10 protein-coding genes are annotated in these 13,185 nt (G+C 62.8%); 9 read left to right on the forward strand and 1 reads right to left on the reverse strand.

What is annotated here, in order from left to right:
* Positions 1 to 72: 72 nt before the first annotated feature.
* From CEY11_RS01325 to CEY11_RS01340, 4 genes are all read left to right on the forward strand, one after another.
* Positions 73 to 1,512, forward strand: coding sequence for a TolC family protein (locus tag CEY11_RS01325; protein ID WP_233154663.1), 1,440 nt, complete (start codon positions 73 to 75; stop codon positions 1,510 to 1,512).
* Entirely contained in the window at positions 1,502 to 2,614 is a 1,113-nt protein-coding gene (locus CEY11_RS01330; protein ID WP_158215161.1) for an efflux RND transporter periplasmic adaptor subunit, read from the forward strand. The genes CEY11_RS01325 and CEY11_RS01330 overlap by 11 nt, the downstream gene beginning before the upstream one ends.
* Complete coding sequence (locus CEY11_RS01335; protein ID WP_088601529.1) at positions 2,611 to 5,694, forward strand: efflux RND transporter permease subunit; 3,084 nt, start codon at positions 2,611 to 2,613, stop codon at positions 5,692 to 5,694. The genes CEY11_RS01330 and CEY11_RS01335 overlap by 4 nt, the downstream gene beginning before the upstream one ends.
* Positions 5,695 to 5,831: 137 nt before the next feature.
* Positions 5,832 to 6,161 carry a hypothetical protein gene (locus CEY11_RS01340; protein WP_088601530.1) on the forward strand — a complete coding sequence of 110 codons (330 nt, stop codon included), beginning with the start codon at positions 5,832 to 5,834 and terminating at the stop codon, positions 6,159 to 6,161.
* 29 nt (positions 6,162 to 6,190) lie between these two features.
* Here CEY11_RS01340 and CEY11_RS01345 read toward each other — a convergent pair whose 3' ends face one another.
* Entirely contained in the window at positions 6,191 to 6,922 is a 732-nt protein-coding gene (locus CEY11_RS01345) for an FTR1 family protein (RefSeq protein WP_143322642.1), read from the reverse strand.
* Positions 6,923 to 7,286: 364 nt separating this feature from the next.
* Between CEY11_RS01345 and efeU the strand changes: the two genes are divergently transcribed.
* The 5 genes from efeU (at position 7,287) to CEY11_RS01370 (ending at position 13,055) form a co-directional block, all read left to right on the forward strand.
* Positions 7,287 to 8,135, forward strand: coding sequence for an iron uptake transporter permease EfeU (efeU, locus tag CEY11_RS01350; RefSeq protein WP_088601532.1), 849 nt, complete (start codon positions 7,287 to 7,289; stop codon positions 8,133 to 8,135).
* A 174-nt stretch (positions 8,136 to 8,309) separates the two neighbouring features.
* Positions 8,310 to 9,320 carry an iron ABC transporter substrate-binding protein gene (locus tag CEY11_RS01355; protein ID WP_088601533.1) on the forward strand — a complete coding sequence of 337 codons (1,011 nt, stop codon included), beginning with the start codon at positions 8,310 to 8,312 and terminating at the stop codon, positions 9,318 to 9,320.
* Positions 9,321 to 9,382: 62 nt separating this feature from the next.
* On the forward strand, positions 9,383 to 10,915 hold the full coding sequence (locus CEY11_RS01360) for an ABC transporter permease (RefSeq protein WP_088601534.1): 1,533 nt from the start codon (positions 9,383 to 9,385) through the stop codon (positions 10,913 to 10,915).
* On the forward strand, positions 10,912 to 11,991 hold the full coding sequence (locus tag CEY11_RS01365) for an ABC transporter ATP-binding protein (RefSeq protein ID WP_088601535.1): 1,080 nt from the start codon (positions 10,912 to 10,914) through the stop codon (positions 11,989 to 11,991). The genes CEY11_RS01360 and CEY11_RS01365 overlap by 4 nt, the downstream gene beginning before the upstream one ends.
* A 137-nt stretch (positions 11,992 to 12,128) precedes the next feature.
* Positions 12,129 to 13,055, forward strand: coding sequence for a hotdog family protein (locus tag CEY11_RS01370; RefSeq protein WP_088601536.1), 927 nt, complete (start codon positions 12,129 to 12,131; stop codon positions 13,053 to 13,055).
* Positions 13,056 to 13,185 lie beyond the last annotated feature (130 nt).

Consider the following 13,185-nt stretch of genomic DNA (forward strand, 5'->3'; position numbering starts at 1 on the left):
TGACTTGAAGACAATGCCCCCTGTCGCTGCAAGCAAATATTCGCGCGAGCATTACCACCCGGAGGCATTCCTTTGTTTTTGAGTGCGGTTTCTTATTTTATTCGCGGCTCGTACGAGCCGCGCTGGCTACGCCGCGCCCTGCTGGCCGGGCTGTGTGCCCTGCCCTTGCTGTCGGGCTGCGCAAGCTACCAAAGCCAGCCCTTGCCCGATCGGGCGGGCGGCTTGTCCCGCGCGCAGCTTGCCCACATCCGGGTCGACCGGCGCGAAATGCCGCTGCCCGAACTGGCGGCGCATCGCTTCGATCCTTCCAATGGACTGGACATCGAAGAAGTCGCCATGCTTGCCGTGGTCGGCAACCCGGCCTTGAGGCTGGCTCGCGACGATCTGAAAGTCGCTCGCGCCCAATCGTTCGCGGCCGGCCTGCTGCCCGATCCGCAACTGGGCTTCTCCAATGACTTCCCAGGCGCGGCCAGCGCGACATCCTCCGCCTTCAGCGCCGGCCTGAGCATGGATCTGATGGCGCTGTTGCGGCGCGGCACGACAAAATCCGCGGCCAACGCCGAGACGGCCAAGATCGACCTGGGGCTGCTGTGGCAGGAATGGCAGACAATCGCCCAGGCGCGGCAATTATTCATCAAGACGCGGTTCCAAACCGATACCTTGCCTTTGCTCGAGCGCCAAAGCGATCTGGCAGAGGCTCGGTACGCCCACATGGCGAAAGCGCTGCGGCAAGGCAACCTGACGGGGGATGCGTTGACCGCAGCCCTGCTGGCACAAACGGATGCCCGGAAGCAATACACGGACGCGCAGCGCGCGGCCCTGCAGACCCGGCACGCCCTGAACGCGCTGCTGGGCTTGCAGCCGGACGTGGCATTGCACCTGACCGGCGACGGCGGGCAGGTGCCGCTGGACGACAAAACCGTCGAGCATTCACTGGCCGGCCTGCCCGCGCGCAGGCCCGACCTGCTTGCGCTGCGGGCCGGCTACGTCGCGCAGGATCAGAAGTACCGGGCCGCCATCCTCGATCAATTCCCCAGCCTGTCGGTCGGCTTTGTCAGGGCGCGAGACACCTCGTCCGTGTATACGAGCGGCTTCCAGATCAGCCTCAACCTGCCGATCTTCAACCGCAACCGTGGAAATATTGCGATCGAGAAGGCAAGCCGGCGCCGCTTGCGCGACGAATATCAGAACCGGCTCGACCAAGCTTATGCGGAAGTCGCCCAGTTGCGCGAGGACTCCGCGCTGCTCGAACGCCAATTGACGGAAGTCGAGGCGGCGCTGCCCGGCATGGCGGCACAGGCCACGGCGGCGGCGCGGGCTTATGCAAGTCACGATCTGGGCATGAATGCCTATGTCGATGCGCAAAGTGGAGAAATCGCCAAGCGTATCGAGGCGGCATCGCTGCGTGAATCGATCGCCGAACAGCGGGTCGGCATGCAGGCCTTGCTGGGCGGAGCCATACCCGATGCATTTTCTTCTGATGTCGAGCTTATCCGTGCCCATGAGCATTAAACCTTTGCGGCCGTGCATCGGCCGAATTCGCGCTTACCTGGTGGTCGCCGCTTTTGCCTTCGGCGCCCGCACCGCGGCCGCCGATGCGCCGCCGACCGTTACAGTACTGGCCACGGCTCCCCGATACGGCGTCATCTCGCAGCCCTTGCAGGCCTATGGCACGATCGGGACAGCCCAGGCCACCGTGGCGGTGAACCTGCCCTATCCGGCCAGGCTGCTCCACGTATATGTGCAGAATGGGCAATCGGTCGCGCGAGGGGCCCCTCTTTTCGTAGTGCAGGCCGACCCCGCCGCCTTGTTGGCAAGCAAGCAGGCGGCGACGGCCTATAGGCTGGCAAAAGACGATCTGGCGCATACCCGCGCCCTGTATGCCCAGTCCTTGGCGACACGCTCGCAACTGGAGACGGCGCGCAAGGCAGCGCTCGATGCCCAATCGGCCCTCGACGCGCAGCGGGCGCTGGGCATCGGCAACGGGACAGTGACGATCGCGGCGCCCGCCGATGGCGTCATAACTCGACTCGGCGCCATTCAGGGCGACCAGGTGCCCGCGGGTGCGGCGATTCTATTACTGGCTCTGCATGCCTCCGAACCCAAGGCCATGCCGAACGTGATGCTGGGCGTGGATCCCGCCACTGCACGCTGGATCCGCGCCGGCGACCCGGTTACCGTTAGCGGCTTGTCGCCCGAAGAGGACGGGATCTCGGCGCGGGGCCGGATCGTGCTTGTTGGCGCCGCGGTGGATCCGCAAAGCCAACTCGTCGATGTGGGCGCTTCCGTATCCCTGGCCGGAGCAGGACTGCTGCCCGGCATGCATGTGAAGGGCCGGATATCGACGCGGGCGGGCAAGCACTGGATCGTTCCCCGCAGCGCCGTGTTGCGCGACGGCCAGGGGGCATACATATATCAGCTAGGGAAAGACCTGCATGCGCACCGGGTCGACGTCAAAGTAAGAATCGAGAATGGCAATACCTACGGGATCGATGGCGCACTCGATGCCGCACGGCCGTTGGTCGTGACCGGCAACTACGAGCTGCACGACGGCGACGCCGTACATGTGCAGGCAAGAGGCCAGGCCGGAAAGCGGCCAGGGATGGCGCAATGAGTTTCGGATTGTGGATGCAGCGGCACCGCCGGTCGCTGCTGTTCGTCGTGGCCTTGCTTGCGCTGGCGGGCGCGCTGGCGGCGTTTCGCATGCCGATCTCGCTCTTTCCGAACGTGGCATTCCCACGCGTGGTGGTGTCGCTCGATGCGGGCGACCAGCCCGCCGAACAGATGGCGTCAACGGTGACCATGCCTGTCGAAGAAGCATTGCGGCGCGTGCCAGCGGTGCGTGACATCGAATCGAGAACCAGCCGTGGATCCGCTGAAATCTCCGTCAACTTCGATTGGGGCACGGATATGGCCCGAGCGGCCCTGCAGGCGCGCTCCGCGATCGGCGAGATCATGTCCGCCTTGCCATCGGGTACCACAATGCAGGTTCGGCGCATGGATCCCACCGTGTTTCCGGTACTGGCCTATAGCTTGACCTCTACGCGGCAGCCGCAAACCGCACTGCACGATATCGCGCAATATGAACTACGGCCCCTGCTTTCGTCCGTGGCAGGCGTTGCTCGCGTAGAAGTCATTGGCGGCGCGCAGGAAGAACTCGAAGTGGATGTCGATCCCGCCCGGCTGGCGGCCCACGGGCTGTCCCTGTCCGATGTGTCCAGGGCTGTCGGCACCAGCAACATTTTGATGGCGGCCGGCCGTATCGAAGACCATTACAAGCTGTATCTGGTCATCGCCAATACCGCATTTGCGGGCATCAGAAACCTGGCGCACGTCGTCGTGTCCGCGAAAGGAGCGGGGCAAGTGCTGTTGCGCGACGTCGCCACGGTGCGGCAAGGCGCCGTGCCGCAATGGATGCGGGTTACGGCCGACGGCAAGGACGCCGTACTCATCAATATCTATCAGCAGCCCGGCGCCAACAGTGTTGCCATGGCGCGGGACGTAAAGACGAAACTGGAGGAATTCCAGCACCAGTTGCCGCCAGGCGTGGCCTTGGCGAACTGGTACGACCAAAGTGAACTGGTCACTGCATCAGCCACGAGCGTACGCGATGCCATTCTCATTGGTGTCGTGCTGGCTGCCTTGACCTTGTTCCTGTTCCTGCGCAACTGGAAGATCACCGCGATAGCGGTCGGCATGGTGCCGGTCGTCATGGCCGCAACCGTGCTGATCCTGTATGTCTTCGGCATGGGCTTCAACATCATGACCCTGGGGGGCATGGCCGCCGCGGTGGGCCTGGTCATCGACGACGCCATCGTGATGATCGAGCACATCGTACGCCGCACCAAGGAGGGCGGCGTTCATGCCTTCAAGGGCCGGGTCATGGGGGCCGCACTGGAGTTCACCAGGCCCCTGGCCGGCTCATCGGCCGCAACGCTGATCATTTTTGTGCCGCTGGCCTTCTTGTCCGGCGTGACCGGAGCTTTCTTCAAGGCGCTGTCGATCACCATGGCAAGCGCGCTGCTTATTTCTTTCCTGTACACCTGGCTCGCCATCCCGATACTCTGCGACCACTGGCTGAATGAAAAAGATGCCGAAGAACATCGAGAATCGCGCTTCGCGCTATGGCTGCGGGATCGCTATGTGCGCATTCTGCGCAAAACCATCATGCGCCCTGCCCTCGCCCTGGCCGGCGTCATACCTTTGGCCATCGCGGCAAGCCTGGCTTTCACGCACGTAGGCAGTGGCTTCATGCCGACAATGGATGAAGGCGGCTTCGTCCTGGACTATCACACGCGGCCCGGCACTTCGATTTCCGAAACCGACCGTCTCATCCGCCAGGTAGAGGCCATCGTCCAGGCGAATCCCAACGTGGCGAGCTATTCCCGCCGCACCGGAACCGGTCTGGGCGGCGGGTTGAGCGAGCCCAATACGGGCGATTTCTTTATTCGCCTGAAGCAAGGCAAACGGGAGCCCATCGATGCCGTCATGAGCGAAATCCGCGGCAAAGTGGAAGCCGATGTGCCAGGCGTGAGCATCGAACTGGCCCAATTGATGGAAGACTTGATCGGTGACTTGACGGCCGTGCCACAGCCCGTCCAGATCAAGATCTATTCGGACGATACTGCGGTGCTCGAGGCCGTTGCGCGCAAGGTTGCCGGCCGCATCGCCAAGATCGACGGCATCGTCGATGTGAACGACGGGATCAATCCGGCCGGAGACGCAATCGAATTGCATATCCGCCTCGATGCGGCCGCCGCCGAAGGCATGGACGCGCAATCCATTGCGCAGTCCGTATCCGACATGCTGCAAGGCTCGGTTGCCGCGAAATTCCAGCAAGGCCCCAAGATGGTTGGGGTGCGCGTGCGTGTGGATCACGCCGCGACGCTGACAGACACGCAGCTCGGCCAATTGCTGGTGCGCGCGCCCGATGGCCACTTATTCCCGCTCGACCGCGTCGCCGATCTGGTCAAGGTAAGCGGCCAGCCCGAGATCGGCCGAGACAACTTGAAACGCATGGCGGCAGTCACCGCCCGCATCGATGGACGCGACCTGGGCTCGACCATTGCCGATGTACAAAAAGCGCTTGCCGGCCCGCAGATGTTTCCCAAAGGCGTGTACTACGAACTGGGCGGTCTCTACCAGCAGCAACAAATTGCCTTCAAGGGCCTGCTGGCCGTGTTCGGCTCCGCGATCGCGCTGGTGTTCGGGCTGCTGCTTTTTCTTTACGAACGTTTCCGTGTCGCGCTGGCGTTGCTGGCGATGCCGCTGCTGGCGGCGGGCGCCGTCTTCATCGGGCTCTGGATAACAGGTATCGAACTGAATATTTCCGCCATGATGGGCATGACCATGATCGTCGGTATCGTGACAGAGGTGGCAATTTTCTATGTCTCGGAGCTTCAGGGGCTGCTTGGCGAATCGGGCATGCCGCTGCAGCAGGCGCTGGTGGAAGCCGGGCGCAACCGCCTGCGGCCGATCGCCATGACGACCGTCGCGGCCATTCTCGCGCTGCTGCCCTTGGCCTTCGCCCTGGGCCAGGGCGCGGCGATGCAGCAGCCGCTTGCCGTGTCGATCATCTCGGGGCTGGTCGTGCAATTGCCGCTGGTGCTGCTGGTATTGCCTGCCCTGCTTCGGGTTCTGCTGACTGACGAACCCCGCCACCGCACGGGGCTGGATACGGCCGTAAAAGGATGACGCCCATGGCGAGCTAATGAAGTATAGTTTGGCCAGGATCAGCCGCACGATGAGGCCGTGGGCCGGCCGCTGCGGCCCTCGAGAACTGTCTTCCGGGCCGTGTACCGCCAAACTAGAATCAGGAGTCCAGCGTGCCCTTGAGCGATGAAGAGCTTCTTCGGCTTGTCGATCGGATTGTCGATCAGTACGGCGGCAAGCTGGACGAACTCGAAAGCGCCGTCGGCATGTTGATGCTCGGCCGATACTACGGCTGGCGCGTGCTGCTCCTGGTTCACAGCCCCAATACCATCAGGAAATATCAAAAGATCCTGGGGCTCAAGTCCCTCAAGGATGTCTTGCCCGAAGTTGGCGTTCTAGCGCATCGATCCGATGCCTGGCGACTGGTGGAAGGTACTCAGAATTTCTGGAAGGTGGTACGGGGACAGATAGGCGGCGTGCGCAGCACGCGCGTGGACAAGCCTTCCTAAACATTATTGCAGCAGCGCCGGAACCGGTCTCAATGCAGGATGGATATTTCCTTGCGCCACGCAGCGGCCAACTGCAAAAGGGGCACGATCGCCACCGCCGCCAGCAGCCATATGTGCCAGGCCGATAGCACTTGCGCAATGGCCGCGGCCCACTGAGCATCGGGATGGCCGGCTCCGTAGTCGACGAACAAGCGCTCGAAGCCGGTGAGCAAAGCCTGAACCGTCATCACGACCAGCAAGCACGACGATAGCTGGAATGCGATCTGCAAACCCCTGCGCATTCGCTTGCGCATTACCCATAGAATGGCTACGGCGACGATGGCCAAAACGCCGAGCAGCCCTCCTGCCCATGTTTCGAGCACGCTGTTCCAGCTTGCTATGAGCCGAAGGAAGAACAGCGTCTCCATCGACTCCCGAAAAATAATGAGGGCTGAAAAAACGAAGATGACCGCGGGCAGCGCCGCGCTGTCCAGCCAAATATCGAGCGCACGGGACATCCGGCGGCGTATGGACGCCGCGGAGCTGACCGCTTCAGTGATGATGAAGCCTATGGCCAGCGAGGCGAAGATGGTCAGCAGCGCGCTTACTTCGCCTGACAATCTCCTGCCCGGCCATGCCAGGGATAAAGCAACGCTTGCAAAGCCGCCGGCGGCTACCCCATAGGCCACCATGGGCAGGTGCCTGCTCTTTCCGGCCTTGTGCAGCTCCACGCATACGGCGCCGATGATAAACAATGCCTCGGCCGTCTCGCGGATCAGCACAATGAGCGAATCGAACATGTCAAGAATTCCTGAGCGGGTGGCGTCGCACCAGAAATAGTACTGGATGCTTGGTGGTTTGCTTGGCGGCTCGCTCGATCGTGAGCGTCACAAACGATCGCCCGCCCATTTGGCCGCTACTCGCCTGGTGCCGTGTTGGAAGCCCATAAAAAAAAGCTTTTTATGAACTACTGACATCATTAAATATCCATCGTCATTTTATTTTAAATCATTTGCTTAGTGGCTTATCTCTAATCAATAGTAGAACTTGACAGTCTACTAATTGATGACTAGAGTTCGGTATCGCTAATCATTTCCATTTGTGCTTCCAACTTTAGGATCCAGGCCCATACCTGACATAAGGATAATGTTTGTCCCCTTTTTAATCATGCTGCGCGAAGGGATAGAGGCGGCCCTCATCGTGGGAATCGTCGCCGGCTATCTCAGCCAGACCGGCAGACATCAATGGCTGCCGTATGTATGGATCGGCATCTTGTTGGCCCTTGGCTTTTCCTTGCTGACGGGAGCCGCGATCCAATACGGAAACGCCGAGTTCCCGCAGAAGATCCAGGAAATCTTCGAAGCCGTGATCGGATTCGTCGCCGTCGGCGTGCTGACATCCATGGTTTTGTGGATGAAGAAAGCCGCGAGATCCATGGCCAAATCCCTGCGCGTATCCATCGACGAAGCGCTGGCGGCACGGTCTTCCGCAAATGGACTGGGGCTCATCGCCCTGGTGTTTTTCGCCGTGGCGCGGGAAGGCGTCGAGTCGGTCTTTTTCCTGCTTGCCGCGTTCCAGCAAAGCCACAGCGCCGAGGCGCCGACAGGCGCGCTGCTGGGCCTGCTCTGCTCGGTGGGTATCGGCTATGGCATCTACGTGGGTGGGCTACGCCTGAATCTGACGCGTTTTTTTCGCTGGACGGGCATTTTCATATTGGCGGTTGCCGCCGGCGTCCTGTCCAGCTCGATGAAGTCGCTGCATGAGGCAGGCATCTGGAATTACGCGCAGGCCGTTGTGTTCGACTGGAGCAACACGCTGCCCGTCGGCAGCCCTCTGGGCGTTTTTCTGTCGGGCATCTTCGGCTACCAGGACACGCCGACCGTCAGCGAGATCACCGTCTACTTCGCTTATCTGGCGGCCACGCTCTATGTGTTTCTGTGCCCGTCGCGCAAGTCTGATCCTGTTAAAGACAAGATCGCGCAGGGACAGGCATGAGCCAGGGCAACGTTACGACCAGCATGCCCCGGAAAGAGAAAACAGCTCCCGCCCTCTATGCAACGCTGCCAGACGGCAAGAACACTTATCGCATAGAGAAGACACACCGGCTTCGAGCAGGGGGCAACTGTGCACCACACCTGTCTATTTATGAAAATGAAAAGTGAGAAATCGATGAAATCCATATTGCCTGTATTCGCGGCCGCCATGATTGCGTCGGCCTCGCTGCCGTATTCCGCATCGGCGCAGGACGCGAAAGGCGCCATCACTGTCTATAACGCCCAGCACCGCACTTTGACCAAGGCCTGGGTGGCCGAATTCACGCGTGAAACCGGCATCGAGGTCGTGCAACGCGATGGCGAAGACGATGAAATGGGGAATCAACTGGTGCAGGAAGGCGCCAAATCGCCCGCCGATGTGTTCCTGACGGAGAATTCGCCGGCCATGGTGCTGGTCGACAACGCCAAGCTGCTGGCATCATTGCCTGCCGATGTTCTGTCCCAGGTGCCGCAAGGCATACGTCCCTCTTCCGGCCACTGGGTTCCCATCGCGGCGCGCAGCACGGTGTTCGTCTACAACAAGGGCAGGCTGGCCGACGACAAGCTGCCGAAGTCGATCATGGATCTGGCCGAGCCGCAATGGAAGGGCCGCTGGGGGGCTTCGCCGGCGGGTGCCGATTTCCAGGCCATCGTCAGCGCCCTGCTGGAACAAAAGGGCAGCCGGGCCACGCTGGAATGGCTCGAGGCCATGAAGGCCGGTGCCGTCGCCTATCGGGGCAATGGCGCAGTGCTGAAAGCCGTGAATGCCGGCCAGATCGACGGCGGGGTCATCTATCACTACTACTGGTTCGGCGACCAGGCCAAGACCGGCGAAAACAGCAATAACACCGCACTGCACTATTTCCGGCATCAAGACCCGGGCGCATTCGTGAGCCTGTCGGGCGGAGGCATTCTGGCATCCAGCAAGCACAAGGCCGAAGCGCAAGCTTTCCTGAAATGGCTGACCGGCAAAGCGGGGCAGAAAATCTTGCGCACCGGAACCTCGTACGAATATGCAGTGGGTAGCGGAGCAAGCTCCAATCCCAAGCTTGTTCCGCTCGATGAATTGCAGGCCCCGACTGTCGACCCGTCCAAGCTGAACAGCCGCGCAGTCACCGATCTGATGACCCAGGCCGGGCTGCTTTGATCTTTGCATCGGCTTTTCGGGCGGCTCGCCGCACGGGCGCCCGAAGCCTCGTATCCGTTTCCATGCCGGAGCCCGTCCGCAGAGGGATCGGTCTGCGCTGGATGGCGTCGGCGGCCTTGCTCGTGTCCATGGCGGCGCTTCTGCCGCTGGGGTTCATCTTGTGGGCCGCCATGGCGGCCGGCTGGCCGACTGCACTGGCTCTGGTCATGCGGCCCCGCGTGGCGGAACTCTTGGCCAACACCGCAGCGCTGGTCGCCTGTACCGTGCCGCTGTGCGGCCTGCTGGCCGTTGCGCTTGCGTGGCTGACCGAACGCAGCGCTCTGCCCTTTGCCCGCGCCTGGTCGGCCTTGATAGTCGCACCTCTGGCGGTGCCGGCATTTGTACAAGGCTATGCATGGATAACGCTGTTTCCCGCCATGCATGGCCTGGCGGCCACAGTACTCGTGTCCGTCATTGCATATGTCCCGTTTCTTTATCTTCCGGTCGCGGCAACGCTGCGCAGGCTCGACCCGGCGCTCGAAGACGTTGCGGCCTCGCTGGGACAGGCGCCATGGCGCGTTTTCCGCAGAATAGTGCTGCCGCAGCTGCGCATGGCGCTATGTGGCGGCGGGCTTTTGATCGGCCTGCACCTGCTGGCGGAATATGGGCTATTCGTGCTGATCCGCTTCGACACCTTTACTACCGCGATCATCGACCAATATCGATCCACTTATAACGGGCCCGCTGCAAGCATGCTTGCCGGTGTGCTGGCGGCCTGCTGTGTCGGCCTGCTCGGGGTCGATGCCGCGATGCGCGGCAGGCGGCGCTTTGCACGCCTCGGTTCGGGCGCCGCCCGTACCGCCCCGCGCGTCGCCCTTGGCCGACTGCATATACCCGCATTGCTCCTGTGCGGCGTTTTGGTGGCGATCAGCCTGGGGGTGCCGGTGGCGACTCTGGGGCGGTGGCTGGCCAGGGCCGGGGCCGGGGTCTGGCGATTCGACGACATCACCTCGGCTTTTGGCCAGACGTTCTATCTCGCGGTAGCGGGAGGACTCGCGGCGATCATCGCGGCGGCGCCCATGGCGTGGCTGTCCGTGCGCGCACCGGGCCCGCTGCAACGCACCGTCGAGGGCTGCAATTACGTAAGCGGCGCGCTTCCCGGCGTGGTGATCGCACTCGCCCTGGTGTCCATCACCGTGGGCCTGCCCATCTATCAATCGGCCATCACCGTGGTTTTTGCCTATGTGTTGTTGTTTCTGCCGCGCGCGATGCTGAGTCTGCGGGCCAGCATCGCGCAGGTTCCGGTCGAGCTCGAGCACGCGGCAGGCAGCCTGGGGCGATCGCCGGCGCGCGTGCTGTGGGCCATTACGGCGCGGCTCGCGGCGCCCGGCGCCTCATCGGGCGCCGCCCTTGTCGCGCTGGGCATCATGACGGAACTGCCCGCCACGCAGATGCTCGCACCAAACGGCACGTACACGCTCGCCACGGCGTTCTGGGCCTACAGCAGTGAAATCGATTATGCCTCCGCCGCTCCCTACGCCCTCATCATGATTCTGATGTCCATACCGCTTACCTGGCTGCTCTACATCCATTCACATTATCTGGCCGGGCGATGACATTCCTGACGATAGCTGCGGTTTCCAAGCGCTACGGGCCTGTTGTGGCGCTCGATGGCGTGACGCTGCATATCGCGGCGGGCGGGCGGACTGCAGTGGTCGGCCCTTCGGGCTCGGGCAAGACCACTCTGCTGCGGCTGCTTGCGGGCTTCGACACCCCTCATTCGGGCCGCATCACCATGGACGGGCGTGTGCTCGCCGACGGCACGTCGGCCATACCGGCCCACCGGCGCGACATCGGTGTCGTGATGCAGGACGGCGCCCTCTTCCCCCACCTGAGCGTTGCGGACAATATAGCCTTCGGCCTGTGCGAAAGCGCCTCGCGCAAAACATCCCTGGTACATGAATTGAGCGACCTAGTCGGGCTGGAACGCGCCATGCTCGAGCGCAAGCCGGACGCGCTGTCCGGCGGCCAGCAACAACGCGTTGCCCTGGCCCGCGCGCTGGCCAGGCGCCCGAAGCTCATGCTGCTCGACGAGCCTTTCTCCGCCTTGGACACGGGCCTGCGGGCCAGCACCCGCAAGGCGGTCGCCGCACTGTTGCAATCCGCCGGGGTCACCACAGTACTCGTGACCCACGATCAGGCCGAAGCGCTTTCGTTCGCCGACCATGTCGCGGTCATGGGCTCGGGCAGAATCCTTCAGGCAGGGCCGCCGCGCGAGCTCTACCTGCGGCCGCGGTCGGCGACGGTCGCGACATTCCTCGGCGAGGCCCTCATTTTGCCGGCTGCCCTGTCAGGCGGCAAGGCGCATTGCGCCCTGGGAGACATCGAGGCCGACACACCCAGCCGCGCCGGCCGCGCCGACATCATGCTGCGGCCCGAGCAAGTTTCTCTTTCCCTTCACGGGCCCGGCACAGCTTGCAGGATCCTGGACGTGGAATTCGCCGGGGCCACTTCCATCGCCACATTGGCGATAAGGGGCCTGGAAAATTCTCCGATCGCATTGCGCCAGCCAAGTGATGCGGGAATGGTCGCGGGAACCGTTGCGCGGCTGGCCGTCTCGGGGCCCGCCCACGTGCTGGAGGCAGGCGGAGGAATGCCCGCAGGCGAAGGCGGGTTGCCCGGAATCGCTTGAGCCGGGGCCTAGTGTGCCACGGAAAGTACAATCGGATCCGACTTTCAAATGACCAGGGCCTGTGCACCCTAAAAGGGGCACCTCTTTTAGAATGCACAGGCCTGGCTACGATTATCAACGATCGAGACCGGATACGCATGACAGACGCCAATTCCCAGGAACTACACCGGGTGCTGACCGCCCTGACCTTGAATCGCCAGCCGGGCTGGCATTTTCCGGGGCATTTTTTCGATGTGTCGTTCGACGAGCTGAACCCCGGGAATGCCAGCCTGAGCATATTGCCCGACAGGCACTGCGAACTGGCCGATGGCCAGTCACATATGGCGGCGCTGAGCATTCTCGCCGACCTTGCCATGAGCGCCGCCATGCGCGGGCTCACCGATTTCGCCATGCGCATGGCCACCGTCACCATGTCCCTGCAGTTCACCGGTGCGTCGCGCCGCGGGCTGCTGCAGGCACGCGGACATTTCGACGGGTTCGTTCAGGGGCCGTCGGGGCCGCGCGACCAGGGCTTGTGCCGCGCCGAGATTCATGCCGGCAACGCGCTGGTTTGCACGGTCACGGGAAGCTTCCTGGCCATGCGCCGGCAAACCGGTGCGCCCATGCTGCCGCGCAAGCGCGAGGAATCGGCTGCGGTCGAGGCCTTGTCGCCCGAGGCCTTGACCGAGGAAGAGCGTGTCCTGTATGAGCGCGCCCGCGAAGCCCTGAAGCCCGGGCCCGATTCGTTCATCGAACGGTTCTGGGACTTGCGGCCGCAGCGGGACGGGCAAGGAGCCACGTGCCGCCTGGATAATGGCATGCATGTCAGCAACCGCGTCGGGCACACCCAGGGCGGCATCACTTTGGCGCTGGCCGCATTGACCGCCAATGCGGCGCTGGGCGAGCAATGGCAGTTGGCCGGTATTTCCTCGTGGTACGTGCGGCCCGGCACAGGAACGGGGCTACAGGCTCGGGCGACAGTGATGCATCAGGGTTCGTACACTGCGGTGGTCGATGTCGACGTCACCGACGACAAGGGCGAAACCGTGCTGCGGGCGCTGAGCAATCACACAAGCCTCAGGTAAGCGGCACACACATTGCCGGATGCTCGCGAGCCTGCGCCGAACCGGGCCATAGCCGACGACCCGTCGGCTATCCGTAGACGGGATTGCAAGCGCCGCAATTCGCCGCTCTCACAAAGCCCAGACAGGGCGG

The sequence above is a fragment of the Candidimonas nitroreducens genome (genome assembly GCF_002209565.1).
GTDB classification, from domain to species: domain Bacteria; phylum Pseudomonadota; class Gammaproteobacteria; order Burkholderiales; family Burkholderiaceae_B; genus Candidimonas; species Candidimonas nitroreducens.

Coding starts and splice junctions, on each gene's coding strand:
- CEY11_RS01330 (WP_158215161.1), top strand. CDS start 1,502: ATGAGCATTAAACCTTTGCGGCCGTGCATCGGCCGAATTCGCGCTTAC.
- CEY11_RS01335 (WP_088601529.1), top strand. CDS start 2,611: ATGAGTTTCGGATTGTGGATGCAGCGGCACCGCCGGTCGCTGCTGTTC.
- efeU (WP_088601532.1), top strand. CDS start 7,287: ATGTTTGTCCCCTTTTTAATCATGCTGCGCGAAGGGATAGAGGCGGCC.
- CEY11_RS01355 (WP_088601533.1), top strand. CDS start 8,310: ATGAAATCCATATTGCCTGTATTCGCGGCCGCCATGATTGCGTCGGCC.
- CEY11_RS01360 (WP_088601534.1), top strand. CDS start 9,383: ATGCCGGAGCCCGTCCGCAGAGGGATCGGTCTGCGCTGGATGGCGTCG.
- CEY11_RS01365 (WP_088601535.1), top strand. CDS start 10,912: ATGACATTCCTGACGATAGCTGCGGTTTCCAAGCGCTACGGGCCTGTT.
- CEY11_RS01370 (WP_088601536.1), top strand. CDS start 12,129: ATGACAGACGCCAATTCCCAGGAACTACACCGGGTGCTGACCGCCCTG.